The sequence below is a fragment of the Tateyamaria omphalii genome, from assembly GCF_014651375.1.
GTDB lineage: Bacteria > Pseudomonadota > Alphaproteobacteria > Rhodobacterales > Rhodobacteraceae > Tateyamaria > Tateyamaria omphalii.
The window spans coordinates 347,897-373,858 of sequence record NZ_BMWT01000005.1 but is presented as its reverse complement, the minus strand read 5'-3'; the positions used below and the strand labels follow the sequence as shown (position 1 = coordinate 373,858).

16 protein-coding genes are annotated in these 25,962 nt (G+C 55.2%); 15 read left to right on the top strand and 1 reads right to left on the bottom strand.

Features of this window, described 5'->3' with window-relative positions; genetic code table 11:
- The first annotated feature begins 19 nt into the window (after positions 1-19).
- The 8 genes from IE087_RS18295 to phoB all read left to right on the top strand — a co-directional run bounded on the left by IE087_RS18295 (position 20) and on the right by phoB (position 8,562).
- Positions 20-1,180, top strand: a complete 1,161-nt coding sequence (locus IE087_RS18295; protein ID WP_189370811.1) for a trans-sulfuration enzyme family protein — start codon at positions 20-22, stop codon at positions 1,178-1,180.
- Positions 1,181-1,194: 14 nt separating this feature from the next.
- Positions 1,195-2,256: a sensor histidine kinase gene (locus IE087_RS18290; RefSeq protein ID WP_189370810.1), complete on the top strand. Its 1,062-nt coding sequence runs from the start codon at positions 1,195-1,197 to the stop codon at positions 2,254-2,256.
- Between the two features lie 132 nt (positions 2,257-2,388).
- Positions 2,389-3,429, top strand: a complete 1,041-nt coding sequence (locus IE087_RS18285) for a substrate-binding domain-containing protein (protein ID WP_189370809.1) — start codon at positions 2,389-2,391, stop codon at positions 3,427-3,429.
- A 110-nt stretch (positions 3,430-3,539) separates the two neighbouring features.
- Positions 3,540-5,012, top strand: a complete 1,473-nt coding sequence (gene pstC, locus IE087_RS18280; RefSeq protein WP_189370808.1) for a phosphate ABC transporter permease subunit PstC — start codon at positions 3,540-3,542, stop codon at positions 5,010-5,012.
- Complete coding sequence (gene pstA, locus IE087_RS18275) at positions 5,012-6,340, top strand: phosphate ABC transporter permease PstA (protein ID WP_189370807.1); 1,329 nt, start codon at positions 5,012-5,014, stop codon at positions 6,338-6,340. Before pstC ends, pstA begins: the two co-directional genes overlap by 1 nt.
- Before the next feature lie 9 nt (positions 6,341-6,349).
- Positions 6,350-7,147, top strand: a complete 798-nt coding sequence (pstB, locus tag IE087_RS18270) for a phosphate ABC transporter ATP-binding protein PstB (RefSeq protein ID WP_189370806.1) — start codon at positions 6,350-6,352, stop codon at positions 7,145-7,147.
- A gap of 11 nt (positions 7,148-7,158) precedes the next feature.
- Positions 7,159-7,860: a phosphate signaling complex protein PhoU gene (phoU, locus tag IE087_RS18265; RefSeq protein WP_189370805.1), complete on the top strand. Its 702-nt coding sequence runs from the start codon at positions 7,159-7,161 to the stop codon at positions 7,858-7,860.
- A gap of 12 nt (positions 7,861-7,872) precedes the next feature.
- The gene (gene phoB, locus IE087_RS18260) at positions 7,873-8,562 is read left to right on the top strand and encodes a phosphate regulon transcriptional regulator PhoB (protein ID WP_189370804.1); all 690 of its coding nucleotides are present in this window, start codon (positions 7,873-7,875) and stop codon (positions 8,560-8,562) included.
- A gap of 1,509 nt (positions 8,563-10,071) precedes the next feature.
- Here phoB and IE087_RS18255 read toward each other — a convergent pair.
- Entirely contained in the window at positions 10,072-10,929 is an 858-nt protein-coding gene (locus IE087_RS18255; protein WP_189370803.1) for a LysR substrate-binding domain-containing protein, read from the bottom strand.
- A gap of 85 nt (positions 10,930-11,014) precedes the next feature.
- Here IE087_RS18255 and IE087_RS18250 point away from each other — a divergent pair, with 85 nt between their 5' ends.
- From IE087_RS18250 to IE087_RS18220, 7 genes are all read left to right on the top strand, one after another.
- Positions 11,015-12,037 carry a permease gene (locus IE087_RS18250; RefSeq protein WP_189370802.1) on the top strand — a complete coding sequence of 341 codons (1,023 nt, stop codon included), beginning with the start codon at positions 11,015-11,017 and terminating at the stop codon, positions 12,035-12,037.
- Between the two features lie 178 nt (positions 12,038-12,215).
- Positions 12,216-12,743 carry a DUF4142 domain-containing protein gene (locus tag IE087_RS18245; RefSeq protein ID WP_229801449.1) on the top strand — a complete coding sequence of 176 codons (528 nt, stop codon included), beginning with the start codon at positions 12,216-12,218 and terminating at the stop codon, positions 12,741-12,743.
- A 32-nt stretch (positions 12,744-12,775) separates the two neighbouring features.
- A complete protein-coding gene (locus tag IE087_RS18240; RefSeq protein ID WP_189370801.1) occupies positions 12,776-13,084 on the top strand; it encodes a cupredoxin domain-containing protein in 309 nt (102 codons plus the stop codon).
- Between the two features lie 1,191 nt (positions 13,085-14,275).
- Positions 14,276-14,704: a hypothetical protein gene (locus IE087_RS18235; RefSeq protein WP_189370800.1), complete on the top strand. Its 429-nt coding sequence runs from the start codon at positions 14,276-14,278 to the stop codon at positions 14,702-14,704.
- 112 nt (positions 14,705-14,816) lie between these two features.
- The gene (locus IE087_RS18230; RefSeq protein ID WP_189370799.1) at positions 14,817-15,122 is read left to right on the top strand and encodes a hypothetical protein; all 306 of its coding nucleotides are present in this window, start codon (positions 14,817-14,819) and stop codon (positions 15,120-15,122) included.
- Between the two features lie 54 nt (positions 15,123-15,176).
- Entirely contained in the window at positions 15,177-15,542 is a 366-nt protein-coding gene (locus IE087_RS18225) for a hypothetical protein (protein ID WP_189370798.1), read from the top strand.
- A gap of 117 nt (positions 15,543-15,659) precedes the next feature.
- Entirely contained in the window at positions 15,660-25,757 is a 10,098-nt protein-coding gene (locus tag IE087_RS18220; protein WP_189370797.1) for a hypothetical protein, read from the top strand.
- Positions 25,758-25,962: the final 205 nt, after the last annotated feature.

Sequence of the window (25,962 nt, the reverse complement as noted above, 5' to 3'; positions counted from 1 at the left end):
GAACTCAAAGGGATCTCTGATGCGACCGACGCCGCTGCCAGACAGCGCTTCGAGCCCGGTCGTGACGCCGCTCAGCCCCTCGGTCGTCTATGCTTCGGACACGCCAGACATGCTGGATGCTCAGTATGATGGCAATCTGCAGGGCTACACCTACAGCCGAGAGGGGCATCCAAATGCAGATGTGGTGGCGCAGGCTATCGACCGAATGGAGGGCGCGCCGCATATGGGTGTGCTGACCTCGTCGGGTATGGCAGCTGTATCTGCCGTCCTGCTGGGGCTGCTGACGTCAGGTGATCACGTGATCGGCGGCAACCAGCTGTATGGCCGGTCTTTGCGTATGATGTCCGAAGACCTCCCACGGCTTGGGATTCAGACGTCGATGGTTGATCCTGGCGACGCCAGCGCTGTGCGGGCGGCCCTACGCCCCGAGACCAAGATGATCTTGGTCGAGGTTGTTTCGAACCCGACCTTGCGTGTTGCGGATGTGTTGGGCCTGTCTGCGTTGGCGAAAGAGGCGGGCGTGTTGTTGGTCATCGACAACACGTTCACCACGCCAAGGGCGTTCAAAGCGTTCGATCACGGCGCAGATATTGTCATACATTCCTTGACCAAGCTCTTGTCTGGTCATTCCGACGTGATGCTGGGCTATGTCACGGCAAAGGACCAAGCCATCAATGATCGGTTGCGCGTGTTTACCGTAACTGCGGGGATGACCCCGAGCCCCTTTGATTGCTGGTTGGCCGAGCGTGGGCTTCTGAGCTTTGAATTGCGTTATGACCGGGCACAAGCGACCGCAGCGAAGTTGGCCGAACATATGTCGGCTTTGCCCGGGGTGAAGCGGGTCATCTATCCGGCCCGTCGCGACCACCCCGACCATGCCCGCGCCGAAGCGCTGCTCAAGGGCCAGTATTGCAACATGGTCAGTTTTGAAATCGACGGCGGGCGCGAGGCGGCCAATGCCTTTGCCCGCGGGGCCGACGGTCTGAACTTTGCCCCGACGCTGGGCGACATTGGAACAACAATTTCGCATCCGGCCTCATCATCTCACCGGGCGTTGACGGCCGAGAAGCGTGCGGAGCTTGGAATGTCCGAGGGGTTCTTCCGCATCTCGGTTGGCCTCGAAGACCCGGACGTGCTGTGCGATGTGTTCACGCGCGCGGTCGAGGCTGCACTGGCGTAAGAGGGGGCAGGGCGATGGGTGACGATGTGCTGGGCGCATTGCTTGCGGCATTTCCTTTGCCCACGCTCGCTATAAATGCCTCCGAACGCATCGTGGCAGCCAATGTCGAGGCGCTTACACTGATCGGCCAACAGGCGTTGGATCGGAATTACGTGACGATGTTGCGCCAGCCGGCACTGCTTGATGCTGTCGAGGCCACACTACAAGACGGAAAGGCGCGGACGACGCGGTACCTTGGCAATGATGGCGCACAGGACACGACGTTTAGCGTGAGCGTGCGCGCGGGCCCGGGTTTGGGACGCGACGGCGGCGGTTTGGCGGTGCTGGTGTTCGAAGACGTCACTCATGTCGAGCAAACCAACCAGATGCGCCGCGATTTCGTCGCAAATGTCAGTCACGAGTTACGCACACCGCTGACCGCGCTTATGGGGTTCATCGAAACACTGCGCGGACCAGCACGAAATGATCCTGCAGCGGCCGAGCGCTTTCTGAACATCATGCAGGATGAAGCAGAGCGGATGAACCGTTTGGTCGGGGACTTGATGTCATTGAACCGGGTGGAGGGCGACGAGCGTGTACGCCCGACAGAGGTTGTTGTGCTGAATGATGTGCTTGATTCCACATTGCGCACCCTACGTTCGCTTGCAGACGAAGCGGGTGTCACGTTTGAGCGTGAGTTCGGAGATGAGACCGTGCATCTGATCGCGGATGCTGATCAATTGAAGCAGGTTTTCACGAACCTGACTGAGAACGCGATCAAATACGGTGGATCGGGTGGGCGCGTCACTGTTCGCGTGACCACCAGCGCTCGGGAACCGGCCCTGCGTGCACCTGGGGTCCGGGTTCAGCTTGTGGATTACGGGCCCGGCATCGACCCTGTGCATCTGCCGCGCATTACTGAGCGGTTTTACAGGGCGGACGATCATCGCAGCCGTGCGCTGGGTGGTACTGGCCTTGGCCTTGCCATCGTCAAGCATATCATCAATCGCCATCGGGGCCGGTTGCGGGTTGAAAGCACGTTGGGCGAGGGCGCAACCTTTACCGTCATTCTGCCGGTTCAAAAAAGTTTTGGATAACGCGGCGGCAAACTGCTTGCTGTCATAAAATTGTTACGCATCTGTCACAAAAGCATTGCGAGTGGTGCCTAGACGGGCCCTAAGATCCTCATGGGGGGGATCATAAAGAAAATGCTCAAACAGGAGACATTCATGTCCTTTGTGAAACTCACCACATCCGCGCTGGCCCTTACGGCCATGGCTGCGACTGCGGCAGTGGCGCGCGATCAGGTTCAGGTTGCTGGCTCGTCCACCGTTTTGCCCTACGCTTCGATTGTTGCCGAAGCCTTCGGCGAAAACTTCGACTTCCCGACACCGGTTGTGGAGTCAGGTGGTTCTTCGGCTGGCCTCAAGCGTTTCTGCCAAGGCGTTGGCACTGAGCACACTGACATCGCAAACGCATCACGCGCTATTCGCGACAAAGAGATCAAGGCATGTGCCGAAAACGGTGTGACAGACATCATCGAAGTTCGCATTGGTTATGACGGGATCGTGTTTGCTTCGCAAATTCAGGGGCCCGACTACACGGCGTTTACACCTTCCGACATCTTCAACGCTCTGGCCCCACAGGTCATGGTAGACGGTGCTCTGGTCGACAACCCGCACAAGCAATGGTCCGACTTCAACGCTGATCTGCCTGCTGCTGACATTCTGGCCTTCATTCCCGGAACCAAACACGGCACACGCGAAGTGTTCGAAGAAAAAGTGATCGCAGCTGGCTGTGAAGCCACAGGCGCGATGGAAGCAATGATCGCTGGCGGCATGTCGGAAGACGATGCAGAAGATGCGTGCCTAAGCGTGCGCACCGATGGCCTTTCTGTCGACATCGATGGTGACTACACAGAAACGCTGGCTTCGATCGACGCCAACACAAACGCCATCGGCGTGTTCGGCTTGGCATTCTACGAAAACAACACCGACAAGCTGAAAGTGGCCACAATGTCCGGTGTTGAGCCGACAACCGAGAGCATCGCCAAGGGCGAGTATCCGGTGTCGCGCCCGCTGTATTTCTACATCAAGAAAGCCCATATCGGCGTCATCCCCGGCTTGAAGGAATACGCTCAGTTCTTCGTAGCGGATGAAGTGGCTGGGCCCGATGGACCACTTGCAGCTTACGGCCTGGTATCCGACCCGGAACTCGCCGACACACAGCAAATGATCGCTGACGAAGAAACAATGGGCAGCAACTCGTAATCCAGCGGATTGCTGGTGACTGCCACAACAACAGGCCGGGCGTCGAAGGATCGTTGCCCGGCTTCTTCTGACAAGACCGCAAACGTGCGGCTTTCGTTTTTGGGGGACATATGCCTGCTATCTGGCTCACGCTGATCGTTCTGGCGATCTCGGCGATTGGGTTCTTCATGGGGCGCCAGCGAGCACTTGCAAGCGCTGGTGGCGACAGCCGCAACCTGCATTCGCTTCCAATCTACTATGGCTCCAACGCGTTTATGAAATCCATTGTTCCAGCCTTTGGTCTGATGGTGCTCTGGATGCTGGTTCAGCCACTGTTCATCGACAATCGCGTTGTTCAGATGATCCCCGAAAACGAAGTTGCCCAGGGGTCAAATGTTGGACTTGTCATGTCCGAGGTACGGCGTACCGCAGACGGGCTTTCGAAAGCAGTGGACGTTGGGCTGCTGGATGAGGAAACAGCTCGGAATGGTGCTGCTGATCTGGCGGATGTCACACAGCGTTTGAAAGATGCCGGGCAGGTGGTGACCAGCGAGATCACACAGACCGTTTTGAATGCGTCTCAAGCCTACAGGTCGATGGCGCAGACATCGAATATTATGATGACAATCGCTGTACTGATTGTCGCCGTTGCCGGGGCAGCTTGGGGCACAATGGAAAGTACCAAGTCGTTCAGGGCAAGGAACACGGTAGAGCAGGGTGTTTTGGCCCTATTAATTGCTGCTGCTTCGGTGGCAATCCTGACGACCATCGGGATCATTCTTTCGTTGATTTTCAACACGATTGAGTTCTTCCGCCTATATCCGGCATCCGAATTCTTCTTTTTGTTGGAATGGGCGCCCAGCTTTTCCGGCCGCGGTGGCGCATCCAGTCTTGGGATACTGCCGTTGCTCTGGGGTACCCTGTATATTTCCTTCGTGGCTTTGCTGGTCGCAGTGCCCATCGGTCTTTTTGCCGCCATCTATTTGTCAGAATATGCCAGGCCCAAGATGCGCAGCATCGCCAAGCCGATGCTTGAGATCCTCGCCGGGATCCCGACCATCGTCTATGGTCTGTTTGCGCTGCTGACGATTGGCCCGATCCTGCTGTCTGTTTTTGGCGATGACGGATTGGGATGGATGCAGGGGCAACGAGCAGTGCTGACGGCCGGTCTGGCCATGGGCATCATGCTGATCCCATTTGTCAGTTCACTATCTGACGACATCATCAACGCGGTCCCTCAGGCCATGCGAGATGGCTCCTATGGCTTGGGCGCAACCAAATCGGAAACCATAAAACAGGTTGTCCTTCCTGCAGCCTTGCCGGGCATTGTCGGGGCGATCCTTCTGGCGGCCAGCCGAGCCATTGGTGAGACCATGATTGTGGTATTGGGGGCAGGGGCCGCAGCGCGGTTAAGTCTGAACCCCTTTGAGGCCATGACAACCGTCACGGCAAAGATCGTATCACAGCTGACAGGTGACAGTGATTTTGCTTCGCCGGAAGCTCTTGTCGCTTTTGCACTTGGCATGACCCTTTTCATCATGACGCTCGGGCTCAACGTTTTCGCCCTCTACATCGTGCGCAAGTATCGGGAGCAGTATGAATAATGACTGACGCAGCCATGACACCCGACAGCGCGCATCCGTCGAAGTCTCTGACCCATGCAGATGAGCGGACCAAGAAGCGCAACGCGGCAGAGCGACGGTTCCATGCCTATGGCATCGGCGCAATCTGCACCGGCATGTTCTTCTTGATCGCACTTCTTGCAGCAATTCTGAGCTCGGGTCTTCCAGCCTTTCGGCAAGCCGTTGTCGAAGTGCCGTTCACGCTGACGCAAGAGCAATATGACGAAGCCGAAAAAGCGTTGCTGAAAACTGGCAAATACACAGAGTATTTTGTCACGTCCTTGACTGATGCGATGGAGAGCGAAGGCGTCGAGATCGAATTCGACAAAAAGGCGATTGAACGTCTCTTGGGTAAAGTTGGTGGCGACTTGCGGGCTTACTACCGTGAAAATGAGGATCAGTTGGGAACACCGGTTTCCTTCGAACTTGCGGCCGCGTCACGTGTCGATCGCTACCTGAAGGGCACGTTCAAGCGAGAAGACCTGCAAAGTGGCAACCGCTTCTTCATGCCCGAGGATTTTAACCTGATCGATGCCATGCGCGAAGCTGGCTTGATCAAGCAGGTGTTTAACTGGAACTTCCTGACAGGCGTTGACACTGGCGTAGACAATCCCGGTGGCGCGGGTATTGGCGCCTCTGTGTTGGGGTCGTTTTTCATGATGCTTGTCGTCTTGGTGTTGAGCCTGCCGATAGGTGTTGCTGCCTCTATCTACCTGGAAGAGTTTGCGCCTAAGAACCGCTTCACTGATTTCATCGAGGTCAATATCTCCAACCTGGCCGCTGTACCGTCTATCGTGTTCGGTATTCTGGGACTTGCCGTGTTCATCCAGTTTGCGCATCTGCCGCAATCCGCGCCGCTTGTCGGTGGTTTGGTTCTGACGCTGATGACATTGCCGACAATCATCATCTCGACCCGTGCATCGCTGAAAGCTGTGCCTCCGTCGATCCGAGATGCGGCACTTGGGGTAGGGGCCTCGAAAATGCAGGCGGTTTTCCACCATGTGCTGCCTTTGGCGGCGCCCGGCATTCTGACGGGTACCATCATCGGTTTGGCGCAAGCCCTTGGTGAAACAGCACCGCTTTTGCTGATTGGGATGGTTGGTTTTGTGGCGCGTTACCCGGACACCTTTGTTGAGGGTTTCATCGAACCCAACTCGGCCGTGCCGGCGCAAATCTACAACTGGGCTGCGCGTTCGGACGCAGTCTTTACTGAAAAAGCTTGGGGCGGCATCATCGTGCTGCTCTTGTTCCTGATCACCATGAACACCATCGCTGTGATCTTGCGGCGCCGGTTTGAACGCCGCTGGTAGGGGGCCGTCATGAACGACATGAGAATTCTGGAGAGAGACGTGGACACAAACGACGTCAAGATCGCAGCCAAAGGTGTGCAGGTCTACTATGGGGACAACCACGCCATCAAGGATGTGGATGTCGAAATTGATGACAAGACGGTGACTGCATTTATCGGGCCGTCAGGCTGCGGAAAGTCGACATTTCTTCGTTGCATCAATAGGATGAACGATACAATTGATGTGTGTCGCGTGGTGGGTGATATCCAGATCGACGGCGAAGACATCTATGACCCGAAGGTCGATCCGGTGCAGTTGCGGGCCAAAGTGGGTATGGTATTCCAGAAGCCGAATCCGTTTCCGAAGTCAATCTATGACAACGTCGCCTATGGACCGCGTATCCACGGCCTCGCCAAGAACAAGGCGGAACTGGATGAATTGGTTGAAAAATCTCTGCGCCGTGGCGCAATTTGGGATGAAGTGAAAGACCGTCTGGATGCGCCTGGAACCGGGCTGTCCGGTGGTCAGCAGCAGCGCCTGTGTATCGCACGTGCTGTTGCAACAGAACCTGAGGTTCTGCTGATGGACGAGCCGTGTTCGGCCCTTGATCCCATTGCAACCGCTCAGGTCGAAGAACTGATCGACGAGTTGCGCCAAAGCTATTCCGTGGTGATTGTCACCCACTCGATGCAACAGGCAGCACGGGTCAGCCAGAAGACGGCATTTTTCCACCTCGGCAATCTTGTTGAATACGGTGAGACGGGCCAGATCTTTACCAATCCGGTCGATCCAAGGACCGAAAGCTATATCACTGGCCGCATCGGCTAAGGAGCAGATTCATGCAAGACCAACACATCGCATCGGCCTTTGACCGAGACCTTGAAGCGATCCAGGCGCAGATCATGAAGATGGGCGGCCTGGTTGAAAACGCAATTCTTGAGGCAGCCATCAGCCTCGAAACCCGTGATGAAGAGCGGGCGGAACAGGTTCGCAAGGGCGACAAGGCCATTGATGAGCTGGAGGAGTTGATCAATGAGGAGGCCGCGCGTGTGATTGCACTGCGCGCGCCAACTGCAATCGACCTGCGTCTTCTGCTGTCTGTGATCAAGGTGAGCGCCAACCTGGAACGCATTGGAGATTATGCAAAAAACATGGGCAAGCGCACAAGTGTTTTGTCCCAAATGGCACCGGTGAATGACAGTGCCGGTGCGCTGCGTCGCATGGCAAAAGAAGTTGAACGCATGCTCAAGGATGCATTGGACTCGTACGTTGCGCGTGATGCAGAACTGGCGCAGGACGTGATTGATCGCGACGCCGAAGTCGATCAGATGTACAACGCACTGTTCCGCGAATTCCTGACCTTCATGATGGAGGATCCGCGCAACATTACGGCGTGTATGCATCTGCATTTCATTGCAAAGAACATCGAACGCATGGGCGACCATGTAACGTCGATTGCAGAACAGGTTGTGTATCTGGTGACCGGATCGACCCCGGAAGAAAACCGCCAGAAGGCCGACAAAACATCCATTCAGGCTTAGGAGACAAGGCATATGTCCGTCGATCAGCCCCGAGTTCTGGTTGTCGAAGATGAGCCAGCACAACGCGAAGTGCTCGCATACAACCTCGAAGCCGAGGGTTTTGCAGTCAGCCGCGCGCAAAATGGTGAGGAAGCGCTGTTGCTTGTCAATGAAGAGATGCCCGACATCATCGTACTGGACTGGATGATGCCCAACTTGTCCGGCATTGAAGTCTGCCGGAGACTCAAGATCAAGCCCGAAACACGCAGTATTCCGGTGATCATGCTGTCAGCTAGGTCCGAAGAAATCGACAAAGTGCGAGGCCTTGAAACGGGTGCGGATGACTATGTGGTCAAACCGTATTCAGTGATCGAGCTGATGGCGCGTGTGCGCAGCCAGTTGCGCCGTGTAAGGCCTGCGACTGTGGGCCAAAGGTTGGAGTTCGATGACATCGTTCTGGATTCCGAAAGCCACAAGGTGACTCGCGGCCAGGACGAGCTGAAGCTTGGCCCGACAGAATTCAGGTTGTTGAGCACATTCATGGAAAAACCTGGCCGAGTCTGGAGCCGTGAGCAATTGCTGGATCGTGTGTGGGGGCGCGACATTTACGTCGACACTCGTACGGTTGATGTACACATTGGTCGGTTGCGTAAAGCGCTCACGTGTTTTGGTGGGAACGATCCTGTGCGTACTGTTCGTGGGGCTGGCTACGCCTTGGGTTGATTCATTAGGGTTCCACTGTAAGCCATTGCATAAAAAAGATTTTTACATCATTCTCGGCATTATTAAATTTACATAATTTGGATTATGCGGATTAGCCGTGTGTAGACACGATTTTCCCAACTATCCTCGTACCGCTCAAGACCACATTCTCAAACGTCACATTCCGTAACGCTGTTCTTATGGCACCCATGGACGAACACACTTAACCGGATTTCTGGATCGCCCCATGCCGAGAAGACTTCCTCGACTGACATCGGAAATTCCCGACGTACAACCACCGTCAAATGACGCGATTTCTTTTTCTCTGATTTTTCAATCATTCCTCAGAACTACCGCCAATTGAACGTCCTGCAAAACACCTTCCGGAGCTGCTGGAAACTCCAGCTTTTGGACGATGGAAAGCACAAGCTGCCGAGCATGTCGCCTAGACGATGCTCGCCGGCTTTTCAGCGCGCAGCACATGGTCAAGCACGACGGGAAGCCCTGAGATGATACGCAGCGCCTTTGAACTCTCTGTTCGTCTTTTGATGATGTTTTGTGAACCTGTTCGTATGCCGAGATTTACGGCGTGATCTGCATTCCGAACTGTGCGTCCTTGCCGAAGACGCAATCGTATCCAAACCTGCCGTCCAGCGAAGTAAATCAGTGCTGGTATATTGGTGCCACTTGCTTGTTATGTATGGTTTAGTATTCGCCTGCTACGAAACAGTAGCATGTCAGGCCACGTTCAATTGGCGACCGATTGCAAAATGGGCACGTCGTGACAAAAGCCAAAGACTAGGTCGGACGCAAATAATGGTGCCGCCCCCTACTCTGTCTTCCACGCAGCAAAGTGGGCACCAGTCGACCCGCAATTGTCTATTGGACGTTTCTTCACCGATGTACGGTTTCTTGGCCACCCCAGTACGTGCCACAGTTCGCTGACAGATGCCAGGAAAGCGCGCGATCAACGTCAATGTATGTAAGTCGTTGGTCGAAAGCGAATCTTCTCAACTTACTGAAACGTTGCCGGCGTCCAAAGGGACCGTCAACTCTTCAGCCGAAGTGCATGGAAGTGGTCCGCCCCCTGCCCTTGCGAGCATAGCAAGCGCTCCCGATAATCGCATCCCTCGGTCAATAGTGTTATAGTGAATCTGCATCAGACCAATGGTCCGCCTTTGTACCCTTACGGTCGCGCAGCGTTACATGTTTCGCAAAAGACATTGAGCGATGAAATCCTTTCGCTTGGAACAGTTTAGAATGCGCGGTTGTTGTCTTAAGCCTTTGTCCGATTGGCACTTTGACCGGGGTTGTTGCCCGTACTCCGCGCGGCGCAGGCGCAATGAAGTCAGTGTCTAGGCAATCGGCGCACAACGCCTCGGGGGCGACCGCAGCGAAAAGCAGAACAGATTCATGATCCATGAGGTATTGATCGCAGCAAGTGTCTGGAAAGCGATGCTGGGATCGATTTGACGACAGCCGTGAGCCCGTATCTGCCCAGTCGTCAGGAGCACGCTGAGGGTCAACGTTTCACATCCGAGCCATAAACGCGCCACGGATCGCGGCTTTCATGGCATTCTGAGACTGGCACTCACTCGCTTTGCGCGATGCCATCACCAGTTTGGAGGACGGCGTGCTGGCAAAGCCCAATGCCTCGTTCACCACCGACAAACCGCCTTGCAGCGATGAGCGGCCGAGCAGACCGACAGCGATCCCCGCTTCGACTGCTGCAAGCACGCCTGAGACACTTTGGCTGGAATAGACAACACGATATGGTTTTCCACGGGCTTGCAGTGAAGTACTCGCAACATCGCGCCACCAGCACGCATGATCGAACAAGGCCACCGGGAGGCATTCATCGGGCTGAAAACTGCGATGTACCGATGACATCCAACATGTCGGGTCTTCATACAGAACTTCTTCGTGCCCTGATGGGCTTTCGACCTCATAGATCGCGAGGTCTAACAGACCCTTGTTGAGGTCCTCGGGGAACCTTGTGCTCAATGCGCAGGTCACATCCAATTCGACTTTCGGATGGTGGCGGGTGAAGGCCGCAATGATCTCAGCAAGTTTGGTCTGTCCATGATCGTCGGGTATGCCCAAGCGCAATTTCCCGCCCAATGAATTCTGGGAAATCTCTTGTAGCGCTGCGTCGAGACGAGCCGTTACCTCCTGCGCGACTGGGAAAAGCTTTCGTCCCGTGTCACTTAAGACCACCCCGCGACCATGACGGTCAAAGACGGGTTGATGCAGGATGGTTTCGAGACGTTTGATCTGAAGACTCGTCGCAGACTGAGATCGGTGGATCCGTGCCGCACCTTCCGTAACGCTGCCGGCCTCTGCCACGGCGATGAAGGTTCGCAAGAGATCGCTGTCCAAATTCTCCATCTGTTTTTTCAATACCTGAGATTGAAACTACCCGTTTCACAGATGCCTGATGGACAGCTATTTTTCAAGATCAAAGGAGTATCCGATGTCCGATCAGACCGCTGCCCACCGAGTATCCAACCGAAAACCCCTGGTGTGGGGCGTTTCTGTGCTTCTGTTGGCAGGTCTTGCTCTCGCCTGGCCAGACCACGCAGCAAACGCCGCAAAGTTCGTCGTCTGGGGCCTGATCGTCGTGGCTCCTTTCGTTATTCCAGGCATTGTTCTTGCGGCCTGGATCATTGCCAGCGGCGCAGATGCTCACATCGCCGACGTATTCGAGGGCAGAACGCTGCGAGCAGTGTTTACCGCGTCCCTCATAGGCGCCATCACGCCTGTGTGCGGCGTGACCGTGCTGCCTTTGATGGCTGGATTGCTGGCCGCGGGCGTGCCGCTTGCTCCGATCATGGCGTTTTGGCTGTCCTCACCAATAACGGACCCCGCGATGCTCGCGACAACCGCTGCAACCCTTGGCCTGAGCTTTGCGATTGGCAAAACGCTCGCCGCCTTCGGATTGGGCCTGTTCGGTGGTGCCATCACCGGGCTCTTCGTCAAGACACCTTGGGCAATGAGTGCGCTTCGAGACAATGGCTTGGCGCGTCAACTAGGTGCTGAACGATGCAGCGAGGATCGGCCATTCGATCCTTGGGTGTGGCAGTCCGAAGAGCGACGGCAGTCTTTCAGAAGGCAGTTCGGGGCAACCATGCGATTGATCCTGATCTGTCTGATCCCTGCATTTACCGCCGAGTATGCCTTGAACGCCGCACTGACACCTGGGGCACTGGCCGCATATCTTGGCGAAGACAAATGGTGGGCCATACCCGCCGCTGTTTTTGTCGGAGCGCCTGCATACATCGACGGCTATGCCGCGCTTCCACTTACGCGAGGGTTGATTGACAACGGTATGTCCGAAGGCGCAGCGATGGCCTTTCTCGTCTCGGGTGGCGTGGTCAGCATCTGGGGCGCGATGGCCATTGCACCGGTTCTCAAATTGAAACCATTCATGCTTTATTTGCTGCTTGCCATTCTCGGCTCGCTCGGAACTGGGTACATCTTTGGATGGATCGTCTGAGGTCGAGGGTACAACCGACCAGCGCAGAAGGTGGTCCAGCATTTACCGAACATGTTTGAATTCGCCTTTGTTCAAAGGCTTGAACGATCTGTATAGAAATACGAACTGTGGGGCATAGGCCCGACATCCGTACACACGATATTGCATTCACGTCACCTATCGACCTGGAGGAAATGTCGTGAAGAAACTCGTATCTGCTTTGGCCGTCGCTGCCACAATGTTTGGCCTTCAAGCCCAAGCGCAAGACATCGCTGCGATGAGCGACTTGGAATTTGCGCATATTGCTTACACCGCCGACAACATTGATATCCGTTATGCTCATCTGGCACTGGCGTTGTCGAAGAACCCGGACATCCACGAATTTGCGCGCACCATGATCCGCGATCATGAAGCAGTAAATGACGCTGCGCTGGGACTATTGGAAAAGCTTGGTGCAACCGCGCAGGACAACGCAGTCAGCCAGTCTCTCAATGAGCGTGCCGACAAGATCATTGCGGGCTTCATCGAGTTGGACGGAAAAGCCTTTGACATGGCGTATGCCGAAAACGAACTGGCGTACCATCAGGAGGTCAACGCGCTGGTCGAGGGCACGATGATCCCCAACATCGACAACGCTGAAGTAAAGGCGCTTTTCGAACAGGGCCTAGAGATTTTCAAGGCGCATGAAAGGCACGCAGAAATGATGGTCAAAGGTCTGAAGTACTGATGCAAGTGTACAAAACACGACGCGCAGTTTTGATGGGAGCGGCTGCAGTTGCAACCGCTTTCAAAGCTGGACCAAGTGCCGCATCTGGACCGACGACCCATGTCGTCCGGATCAAGAGCTTTGCCTTTGTGCCGGAGCGTATCGACGCAAGAGTTGGGGATACAATTCAGTGGGTCAATGAAGACCTTGCTCCGCACACCGCCACTGCAGACGATTTTGAGTGGGACAGAGGCGAGCTTACGCAAAATCAAGTCGCTGAGGTTTTGGTCACCGACGACATGCAAACCTCGTACTTCTGCGTGTTCCACCCGCATATGAAGGGCGAGATTGCGCGCGTTTGAGATTGTAATACCCCAAAAGTTCCATGCGAGCAGAACCAGTACAGAAACTTCAAAGAGGCACCGCCCTACTGTGGATGTCTGGAAGCACTTAGCTCAACACCGCACGATATATGACTTGGAGGTGCGGGGTGCCGCAGGTATTTCGAAGATGACACAACCTGATAGCAGCAACCGGACATCCACTTGGTCGGTGCTTGTCGCATCGAGCTGTCATCATCTAAACAAGGCAAATTTTGCCGCGACTTAGGCACAGAGACTCGGCAAACCGATCAAGATGCTGTTTTTCGATTTCATGGTGTGGCTGGCGCGGGTTAGCGCTTGTTTACGGAACTCTTAGCTGAAAGTCGCATGCCATTTACAATGCCAAAAAACTTCAAATAGAAGATTTTGCGCAGCGCCAATCTCCAAATAGATAATCTCGACTTGGAGTTGCAGCACACCCGCATCGTTGATGAGAACAGCGAGACGTCCATATGTGTTCCAAGTGAATTCTGCGCTTTCGGCATCGCAGGTCATGCCGCTTGTCTCACAGCCCCGATCGCAGAGCACCGGCTTCCTTTTCGAGCTGTTCCTTCCGTCGAGACGCGATCACAAGCTTGGCACATTCGTTCTTGAAAGCCCTAGCGAGAGCAAATCTAATTCCGGCGGCTCAACCGTTGATGATCAAAGCTTTGTCGTTGACGTTGCGCATCGAATACCGTGACGAGATGCTTATGCGCCCTGTGCCGGAGTGTTACCAAAACCTTATCAGTTCTCCACAAGGCCAAAGCTCATGCGACTGGCAAGCTTCCTTGTGGAATGGGCACGTACTATGTCCGGTTTTTGGCCTGACGCCGTGATAAGCAAGTGCCGCACAATACGGACCGATACGCGGCATTGAATGAGTGATTCTGAACCCGGCGCTTGCAAAAAACATTCACGCATTCCAAGAAAATCCCCTTTGATTTCAATATGTCAAGAGACATATCGGCCGTCCTGAAAAATTGTTGACGTGACGTCAACGAACTAAAATTCTACCATGAGGCGAGTGGTGGCAATTTTCGGTTTCCCGCCCAAATTGAAAGCCCTTTTAAAGGATGTATTCCGTGTCTCTCGAAACCGCGCGTTTTTTTGAAACGACTGACGGCATGGCTGTGCGCTTGACTGAACGGACACTTTTAACACCGCAGCTAAGCGGTTACCCATTACTCTATGGCCAAGGCATATTTCATCAACGCAACGCCCTTCGCAATGACGGTCAACCTGAACGCAAATCCGAAGAACAATCCACTGGATCGTTTCGAGGTTGTCAAAAGAGACAACACGCCTGTGATGACGTACCATTCATGGCCTGCGACAATTGCCGCGTATCCTGGGCGCAATGCGTTTGGCGGGTCGAACCTTATCAATGCGGTTACAGTATTTTTAGAGTCCCACACCGCGCCATTGGTGTTCAATGTGCAGTCAAAGGTATCGATCGCGCTGGATTTGTTTTTCTACGTCCGAGACGGCAGGATCAACGGCGTGGACATGACCGGCGACAGTTCGGGTATTACCGTTGTTCCGTGGACCCAAGGTTTGGGTGGAGCAATGCGCGCGCAATCTCTGGGTACACGCAGCATTCAGCAGTGGCGCAAGTAGCAGGCACTCCGAACACTGCTGTGAAGGGTTTGCCTGCATCTCGTCAGTTTTCACGACAGGAGGGCGAGTTATGTCTGCAAACCTACGCATAGTTAACTGGCAAGCGGACAAGATGACGTCGACGCTGAACACCAAAGTCTTGTCTGAACTCAAGCCGAGCGAGGCAAAACACAACTACATACCGGATTCGCTATCGGTTCGGCGCGAGCCGACGAATGCTCCCACACCCGGAGTGTGGGGACGGATCAACACGCTGGTCATCAAATCCAAGGCGGTTTCGGGATCGCAAACGTACAATGATCTTCATGATCCGGAAGGTGCGGCGCCGAATACAGAAATGCTGTTGTGGGTATTCGATGGGTATTTGGTAATTTCACAGCTTGGAAAGCAGTTGGGTGAAAAGATTTATCCAAGCTGATGGAGTCAGTTTTAGAGTTCAGATTTCACTATCCAACCAGGAGGAAGCCCAGAAATGGCAAAAGCGTACTTTATCAATGCAAGTCCCACCGAAGTGAAGGTCACCCTGAACGCAGGCGCACAGAACCCCTTGGCACCGATTTCGGTGAATTCAGACGGCACAGCGGTTTCAGGCCCTGCATGGGCGGCAGAAATCAATGCGCGCCCTGACGCGAACGTGTTCGGCGGGGATATGAATGACAATGAGCTGCTGTTCGTGTCGAAGCAAGGGACAGCAACCCGGCGTTACTCCATTACATCCAAGGTTTCGACCGTGCTGGATCTGTATTTCTTCATGTTCGAAGACACGATCGTCGGCGAGGATGCCACTGGCGACAGTTCTGGCATCACGATCACCTTGGTCAACAGGTTGGACACCTGACCTGTCAAAGCGGCGCTATGGCGGCCTGACATGATCTAAAATCAGTTGATGTCCGACCGGTAGATTTTCCGGTCGGGTGTTTTCCCGTTACCGCACGTTTTTTGGGGGTGATGAGCTATGGCGAATGCATATTTTCTGAATGGTTCGGTCAGCGATGTCGAGTTGGTTTTGAACCAGGGTGGCAAACGCCATATCAAGGGGCTGGACCTCCAAGAGGCGCAGTTGGACATGACCACCGTATATGGGTGGGCTTCGGCGCCACAGCGTGATGTTCTGGGCATCGGCCATAACGAGTTGATCGTCAATATCAATGGTGGCGCCACGATAACGTACGTTATCGAAGTCGGACCTGAAGTCAAAACCGTTCTCGATGTGCAGATCATCGTTTTCGACAACAGCCTTCAGCCGCGCAACACGGTGACAACGGACGGATTTCAGATCACTGTTCTCCTCTTTGATGAGAACGAGACGATCGCGAAGTCCGTGATCGAGGAGGCTGAACCGGATCCTGCGCTGTTCACAACCCGTTCGGCACCGGCAGTTGTTCCGCATGAAAGCGGGGATGACATCACTTTCGCATTGGCCGCAACCGATGACAAAGCGACTTTATATGTCGCCAGCAACAACGGGTCCGGCGACGGGCATGTTGCCTTGACCTACTACTATCTGTTCGAAGGTCAAAGTACGACGGATACACTGACCTTATCCGAAAGCTACGACAGCACTGGTGCTTATGTCTTTTCTGACGAAGACGTTGACCCCAATGATCTGCTGGCGGAACTGAATGGTGTTCTCACCAGAGAACCCACCACGTTTTCCCGTGTTGCATGGCGTCATGCTTCTGACACCTATGATATTGTTGCATCGTCAACCGCATATGCAGTGCCGACAAACGCGACGTTGCAGATCGGGACATGGCAACTGGAATTGCGGCGTAACACGCGGATTTCACTCGATATCGATGCTCCCGCCATAAAGTTTGACAAAGCATCAGGCGAAGAGAGCATTTTGGTGCAGATCGTCGAGAACGACCTGCCGCAGCCCGTCGGCACGCGTCCGACGCAAGTGGTGTTGCCTTTGTCCGGCAATCACCGCGGCACGCTGACCTTCGCCTGGGACTGGAGCCACTACGAGCTCGGCCAGCAGTACGCGGGGTTGCAGCGTATTTTCTATGGTCCGGATGCTGCGGGCGCTGATGCCGCGCAATACCCACTGTTCACACCGGCATCCGATCCCGGGCCCATCCGGGTCAAGGACCTGTTTTTCAACGTCTACCTGCAACCGCTGGCCCCGCTGAATGACCTACGCACGCGCATGGCGCTTGATTTGAGCAAGCAGAGTGCTCTGATCTCGCACTACCTGTCCAGTACGACCAATGCGCCGGTTTCGATCACGCCTGCGGTCCCCAAAACACAGGATCTGACGGGCGGGTTTGGCTTTGCCAAGAATACCGGGGCGGAGGAAAGTGACCGGTATCTGTGCCCGGTGGGTGAGTTTGAGGTAGGTTCGGGCGACGGTCTGACCTCAGAAGAACGTGTGCAGATCCGCAGCGGCTTGGCTGGAACCGAATACGTCCTTGTCGAACCCGGTGACCGGCTGGTGTTTGAAGCGGGCAAACCCGCCTTTGCCACGTCTTATGACCCGCAAAATGGTACGCCCACAACCCTTGACGACGCACTGACCACAAGCTGGATTCGTGTGCTTAAACAGTCAACACTTGATGCGGCTGCTGGTGTTGAAGTGGTCGACACCAGCTATTGTGCGCAGGCGTCGTCTTCGACCTATTTCGGACGTGAGTTGGACAAAGCGAAAGCGCGTTACGAGTTCCCGATCGCGGTGGGAGCAAGCCTGCTGCAGTTCCAACAAGCGAACCAGGACGTGGCTTTCCCTATGCTGCCCTATGGGGGGGTGTTCTATTCCGACGAGGACGAAGGGATTGTAAATCCCAACGCCAACCTGTCCGCAGAGGAACTGTCTGCCATTGAACGGCAAGTGGTGTCGCCTGACCGGCGGAATACGCTGCAACCACATTTCAGTGTCGACTACGGACCCATTTTCTTCGATACATCCACCAACCTGGCCTTTGATGGCGGCTATGCGCGCACACCTCTTGGCCTGCTGGCTGAGTTGAATCCCGTCGACGGTGGTACGCCACCTGCAGGGACGATCAAGAACCTGATCCTCGCCCGCAGTCCACAAAACCCCGACCAGCTTCTGCAACTGACCTCGGATGAAGACAGCAACGGCGTGGTCAACCCAACGTTTTCGAACACTGTATTGAACGACAGCCTTTTTCTTGTTGCGACGGATCAGGCTGCGTTCGAGCCGTTTCCCGACAAAGACATCAAGCTGGGTGACTTCACCTTTGATGTTCAAATGGGCAATGCCGACAATCAGGCGGTTTCGATCTTCAAATTTGTACCCGGTGTGACGGCACGTGAACTGATCGAGGATGACAACACCTGGACTACATTGATCCAAGACGGTGCGACCAAATCAGATGTTCAGGCCCGGTTGCTGGCTTACGTGAAGGCGGCTGACGACGGCGGCGATCTGTTCGACGCTTTCCGCAAGACAATTGATGATCCCAACTGGAATGGCATCCTGGTGTTCAACTGTCCGCTCAAATACGATGAGCTGCCATTGGACATCCAGATCCTTTTGGGAGGGATCAAGGGTCAACTTCTGGCGCACCATTTTGGCATTACGATCAATCGCGTCGAGGATATGGACAGCGTGACGTCTGTTCAGCACAGCTCGCTGTTTTCGGTTATCAACTATGATTCCGCAAAGCTGAACCCACCCTATACTATCCCAGAGTCACCGCCGACCGAATTCCCCGATTTCCGAGTCCTGCTGTTGAATGTGCAATACGCCAACAGCAAATTGGCGGTTTTCGACTCCCAGATCGCGTTCAGCATCAAAGAACTGTTCGGCAGCAGTGTAACCCTGCAGCCGGGGCCAGTGATGGATTATCCCGAATACGGGACCATTGTCATCGACGGCGTCTATACTCTGTTCGAGGATGGCACCGGATCGCTGTTGTTCTCGACTAAAGACGAGCGCAGTTTCGTTTATGACGACACCGGCGACACGTTTACCGCTCTTGTGGCCCAATCAATCACCGAGGCAACGCTGGTGCCGGTCACACGGCGCGATGGTACCGACGATTGCAAAGTCATCGCCGCCTCTGCCTTCCGTATCAGTGGGTTACTGGCATTCAAGGACAACATTGCGGGCGATCTGTTTTCCTATGGTGAGGTTGCCGACAACCTCCCCACCAAGGGTTTGGCGATCACCGATTACGGCTTTGACATGACGACCTGTATCAAGGCTGACAACACTGCCGATCTAGTTGACGGTATCCCGACCAACCTGACCGGCATTAAGGTGGACCAGATGCTGAGCGAGGCGCGGGACCACAGTTTTGAGCGCACATTCCCAGGAACGATTGAAGCAGTAGTGCGCTCCCCCGACGGATTGACCCCATCCGAGATAGGGGAATGGCAGGTCAAAACGGGCAGCGGGACCAACACTGGCGCCCCGCGTTACAGTCTCCAGTTTGAAGTGCCCTTGGGCACGTTCGGTATGCTGGCGTCGTTCAAGACCGACCTGACAGCCACTCTGTTGATCGGTTGGGACCCGGAGACCACGGATCCGGATAAACAGGTCGGTGTGATCCTGCGCCTGCCCCCCGAGATTTCAGGACCCAAAGGGTTCATGTTCGAAGGCGTCATTGCGTCAGACTTTGAATATGTGCAGCTCGACCGCTTCGAATTCGGCGAGACGACCTATGTCTCGATGCTGCGGTTCATGCACTTCCAATCGATGTTGCTGAATTTCTTCCTGAGCTACGGCGTCGGCCCCAAGGATTTGGGCATCTTTGGTGCGCCCGGCGACCCAGGTGGCCGCAACTCACTGTTCTGGATCGGTAAATCCACGGACACAAACTGGGATGGGCCAACGATCAGCGTGACGCTGGTGGACGTACCACAGGGCTATCTGGGCAGATCTTTCGAAATCAAGACTGACCCGACCAATCCAAATGTGATCACCGAGGTGTTCAATCAGTTGAACCTGATGACTGACAAGACGGTCGAACAGGTGGCGCGGCTGATCTTTGCCAACCTCGACCTCTACAATTCGGACGCGGGCATCGCCTTTGCACTGCAGTTCAAATACCAAAGCCTCAAGCTGACCACTGTTCTGATCGATTCCAGTTTCTACGGCCTGCAGATCAACATTACGCCGCAAAAGAAAAAGGATCCGGACGATGGTGGCGGTGGCACAGGTGGCGGCGGCAAGGAGCTGGTTGCAAGCAATGGCACCGCCGTGTTGGCCGACGATGACAAGGAGGATGACGAAGGCGGATTCCTGGGCAAGGTCAAAGGTTTCACCTTTACGATCATCTATCGCAAAGTCAGCGATGAGGTGGGTGTATATTCAGCAGACATCTATCTCGATCTGGGCACCATACCATTGGGCGCGGTTATGCTATCGTTGCCCAATTTCAGCATCTCGATCTGGACCAACGGCGATTGGCGATTTGCCGTCGGATGGCCATTTACCGGCGCAACGGCCCACCCGATTACGGTGCAGTTCCAAGCGGGCCCATTGCCACTGATCGTCAAGGCGGGGTTTTACCTGGGCAAACTCAGCAGCGCTGCCGCCCCTGATCAGTTCAGCACCGAATTCAACCTGATCTGGACCTTTGGTCTTGGGATTGCTGGTGGCGTCGGCAAGGAGTTCGAGAAAGGCCCGCTCAAGGCCGGAGCAAGTCTTATGCTCGGCTGCACAATCGAAGGGTTCCTGGCATCGTTCGATGGCAAGATGACCCAGACAGGCGTCGACTATTGGTGGTGGGGCGTCAGCCTCTCATTGACTGGAAATGTCTTCGGAAAAGTCGATTTCGAAATCATTGCGGTGGATGTGTCCCTGACCATTTCGCTGACCGTGGCCTTTGCAATTGAAACAGCGCACTCGTCGCCGTTGAAGTTGACCGCAGAAGTCGTTGCGAAAGCCTCGGTCAAGATCGTTTTCGTGAAGATCTCATTCTCGTTCAAAGCCAAGCTGGATCTTATCGACACCGTTATCGGAAACGGGTCGGCAGTTGCAAAACTCAGCGGACCGACCCCGACAGCGGTCAATTCCGGCCGTCCGTTGGAAGCGCAGGATTTGCGCGAAGCGATGGCCATTCCCGGTCAGGCACCGTGGGCTCGACTGTCCAAAGGCGTTCACACGCGCAGGGCCGAAGACAAGACCCAGATCGATGTGGGCTTTGTCCTGCAACCCACGGCTATTGCGACCAATGACTCGACCGAAAACTGGGCTCCGCAAGGCGTAGCGACCTTAGTGCTGGAGTCGGGTGGTCTAAACAGCCCCTTTGGCGTTCTTGCATCAGAGTTGTCGAGTTGGCTTATCGACGCCTATGGAGGCGCGTCCACCACGTTCCACGAACAGTTGGTGACAACCGAAACCGCTTTGCAAAGTGGTGAATTCGATCGTGCAGCCATACTGGCAGCGTTGTCCGAAACGTTCATATTCAACATCGGAAAGACCGCATTCGCCGCAGATACAGCCGTTGTATCGATGGCAATGCCTGACAGCTTGGGCCTGGAGTACAACGGTGGCAAGGTGATGAACGCTTCGTTGCGTGACTCAATCGCCAGCTTTGGGCATTTGCGCCTGCCGTCGAACTATTCCGCCATTGTCGCGGCTTACTTCGGCGGCGGCGACATTCTGCAAGCATCCGAAAGAGTCGAGGAATCGACAGCCGGCTTGGTGTTCGACGAGTATTTCAACCTGCTGGGTCAGCAGGTCATTCAGTTGCTGATCGAAACCGGCGCGCCCGATCTGGCCACGGCATTGAGTGAAATCAGCATTGATGATTTGGGCGGTTTCGTCTCGCGTTTCTTGATGGGCGGCGTGCGTCTGCCGGATCCCAACGACACAAGCAAACTGGAGGCTCTTTATGTCCTTACTGGCCAGCAGTTTCCGCTTGCCAAAAAGGATGACGCCTGGGTGTTGAACGCGCGGCTAACCAGCACGCCGGATACACCTGAATGGGTCAAGGTTGCAGATGATGCAACGTCCAGCCTTGAGCCGTCGATGGTACACACCAGCGGTCCGGTGTCACCGCCGTGGACTGTGGGCCCATTGCGCGCTTTGGTTGAGAAACCGCTGATCTTCCCGATGAACAACATCAACAAGTGGTCTGATGGAGAGGATGAATACATCATCAGCGTCTTGTCCGAAGATGTGGTCCAGTCGGTGCGTGACTGGCGCAAAGACAACGGCGCCACAACCGGGCCATGGCTGGTCAACCAACTGTTTGGAGGTGAGGCAGATGCCGATCAACAAACAGATTTGTCGACTGGTGGCACTCCGTGGGAAGCGGACAGCGCACTGGTTCTGCCGATCCGTTTGGCATCAATACCTGACCCTGACGCAGTGGAGCCCGGCGCCATTCTCGTCGATACATTTTCGCTGCTTGGCACGGACGAAGCCAACCGGGCGATGTTGCAAGCCTTGTTGGACGAGATCGACGCTGGCAACGAGGCCGTGAACTCCATCAACCTGCTGGTAAGCGAAAGCCGGGGCAATTGGGCCTCTGCAAAAACGCCACGGGTTCTCGTGCGCACGGATCTGTCAACCGTAAGTACACCTGCTGGTGTCGCTGCCGCAGAGGCGGTGGCTGAAGCGAATACTGGTGTGGAGAGTGATCCGACTCCCAGCCTCAATTGGGCGAAACCCGGCGAAGGTGGTGTCCAATTTGCCCGTTTCCTGCGTCTGACCTGGGAAGTGTCCGTTGTGCATTCGTCGGGCTTCTACTTACAGGTTGAAGGCCTTGACCTGAACATGTTCCAGAACGGTCCTGCTGATCTGGCACTGGTCGTGCAGTTCGGGAGCAAAGGGTCGATTACACCCGCTGCACCTTACCAAAACGCGCTGATCGGATCGGCCCCTGAAAATGGCAAGGCGATCTTCAGTACCTTAGCCGAAAACTCCGAGGGCACTCCTGTCCAAGGATACACCGCTGCATATGCCGGTGGTTCGGTGGGCTGGTCGATCACTTGGGACAATGCCCCGGACGAGGCAGACGCAGGCAGCGGAGACTTCCTGCAGGGACTGTACCAGATGGTCAGCTATCGGATCAAAAAGATCAATGGCACAGCCCAACCCAATGCGAACTGGAGCCGTCCGATCAACGCCAATGACGAAAGCGGCGCCGATGCTGACACAGTCACCTGGATTTATTCAAAGGCATTTGAAACTGCACAGTTGGTGGGCAGCGACAACCGCTATGGCGCGGTTGATGATGTGTTTACCGTTCGTATCTCGATTGAGGATGTGTTCGGCAACTCGGTACCTGCATCGCTGATGGACACAACCGACCTTAAGGTTGTCTACAACGATGATTTGATGGGGCTGGCCGATTGGTCGGGCACTCAAGTCTACTACGCAGTCGAAGATAAGGGTGGCGTACAGCTGGGCCTGCGAATGTCATTCGACCCGTCGACGATTCAGGACTCCGAGGGCAAGGTGAATGCGGAACAGTTGCAGGTGACGACACAAGCATACGCCAAGATTTACGAACAACTGACAGATCAACCCAATACCAGCGCTGCCGTGGACACCGGTGGTACGCTGGCGCCGACCCCTTTGGGTGCACTGACTTCGGGGGCGAGTGTAATTTCGGGCCTGGTCGGTTATGTGAAACCGCTGTTGGATTGGTTGCGAGCGGGCGGCAGTGGCGATGCACCTGCCCCGGTCACGCTCGCCATGCCGCTCGACAAATCCCAGCCCGCAAACTGGGCAGGTGACTTGCAAGAATTGGTTGTCAGCCTGGTACTGCAGCGCGCCAATGTCTCCGATGAAATCGCTGACAAGGCGCCCGAAGTCCGCTTGGTCAATTCTCCATTGCAGCCGGTCGAGGACACCGGCGAGAAAGCCGATCCTTCGGGTCTGACGAGCTTTGCTGACAAATTCGAGACGGCCTATTACCCGTTCGATGACAAGGTCGGTGTCGTCAAGGTTGCTACCGGTCAGAACAGCGATATCACCAGCCAACGCTTCGGTCGCCGCAGCATCTGGTTGCAGCGTTGGGGCAAGGGTGTGGGCACCGAAGTTGAGATCGTCAAAGGTGACGATGGCAAGCCGGAGCCGATCTTCTATGCCCCAACACCACTTAGCCGTCAGTTGATCACACGGGATGTGCCGGACCTGAAGGACTATGGCAATCCCAGCGGATCGGAAAAAGGCTACGACCTGGTCAACCGCATTTTCAACAGCACGGATATGGATCAGTGGGGGGCGTTGTTCCTGACCACGGTGGAAACTATTTTCAGCCCGATAATGGCCCCGGCAGTTGCTGATCACTCCAGCCGTGAGGACGAGCTGTATGATCCCTTCGTCCAGAACAAAGAGACCTTGGCTGGCTCGATTTCGGACAAGATCACATATGTTTACGACGAACCGGACGGCACGGGCGATCCCAAGTCTGCCAAAGAGACCTGGCGGCAAGCGTTGCTGCGAACGCTGGCCAACGACTACGGCTTCTCGACGCTGACGCAGCTGGAGGCGATTGTGAACCTCAACGGTTCGATTGAACCGAATGGGGATTCTACACTGCCGCCACAGCTCTATGGCGCCGTGCAGGTCCCAGGACAGGGGGACCCGGGTACGTTGCCTTACGCATTGACACCGTCGACCCTTCCTCTGGTGCAAACGACCGCCGATCATAAGAACTGGCTTAACTTCCTGGCATCCGCAAGTGACCCGGAAGCACAACGCGCCTTCAATCTGGACCTCAACTATGAGGTAAACCAGCTGGAGCATCAGCGTGATGGTCAGGCATCGGATCGCGGCTATGTTCCGTCAAGCTGGCTGACCTTTGTCTTGCAACAAAACCCCGGAGATCTGCCGCAGGCACAAGAAAACACTCTGACGCAACCGATTGGCGAAACACGTATCCCGATCCCGCTGCGCAGCTATCCACCCCTGCCGAAACTGTTGTCGACCAAAGCGCAAGCCAAGACAACTGTAAGCACCATTCAGGACGCGCTGGTCTGGGACTATGAGCTGCAGGTCGAACGCTCGGCTGCTGACCAGGATACTCTGAATCTGTCGCTAACGTTTAACCAGTTGCAGACGACTACGGTGCCCGGTTCCGCTCCTGACGCTGCCCTGCTGGCTGCGAACGACGGGCGTGATCCGCCCAATGACCTGTTCGATGCGTTGGCGCGATTTGTGTATGAATATCCACAACTCCAACCCAAGATCGAGCAGTTGCCTGCCGATGGCGGGGCTGAATCTGTGAATGCGCTCAAGGACTTTAGCTCCATCATAGCAGGTGTTGCGGCAACTTGGAGCAGCTGGCACCCCCCTGAACCTCATCTTGGTGGGCTGAACCTGGTCGAGCCGGACGACGACACTGAGGTTTGGCACTTTGAGATCCAGAATGTCGAAAGCAACACGGATCTGCAGGTAAAAGCAGCGTGGTCACGCGCAAGTGGCACGCCGCCCTGGCCAACGATCATGGGTTACACGTTCAAGTCCGCCAGTGCTGACGTGGCAATTTATTCACCTGATGGCGGCAAATCTGAACGCAGTTTGACGCTGCAATGGAACGACTTGTATGTGCTTGATTACCAAAACGTGCTGCCAAGCGCGTTTACAGAGCGCAACCGCAACCTCGCAGTTCCGCCACAGCAAACAAATCCGGATTTTGTCTATCGCACGGAAACGGTTGCGTGGCCCACGCCGATTGTTCCATTGAACAGCGCGCCCGACCAGATCGACCTTGATCCGAAGTCTACGTTGGCCGAGGCGATCGAGGCCCTGTTTGTCAGCCTGACCACCCCGCCAGCAGACTCTGTCCAGAACGGCACAAACCCGCCGCTGGAGACCGAAAGCTCGATTGCGTATCGGTATGAGGTGATGGCGAACAATGGTAGCAGTGCTTACAGTATCCTGCCGGTGTTCCTAGTCGCTGGAAAAGTTGATCCGGGTGACGAAAAGAGCCTGGCGGGCCAAATCGCATCAAACCTGTCCAATTGGCAATCCACCACAGGCGCACAATCGCCCGACAGCAGTCTCAAGTTCTTGCTGACCGTGTTTGCGACCACGATCGTGGCGGACAATGACAGACTACCGCTGGTGCAATTCCAAGAGCTTGTGATTCCAGTTCCGAAAGACAGTGCAGATTGGTGGTGACCCTATCCTCCTGAACTGTCTTCACGCTCTCTGGAAAGCTCGGTGTTTCGCAAAGCGAGGATTGCATTTTCGCCGCAGCCCAAGTGGTTGGCTGTTGTCATGCAGAAGCGGAAAAGCCTGAGGATCATGCGGCTTCAAGTTTTCACACTGACAGTTGTCCGACAAAACCGCCACATGCATTGCTTTATTCCTAACCGGTGCTGGC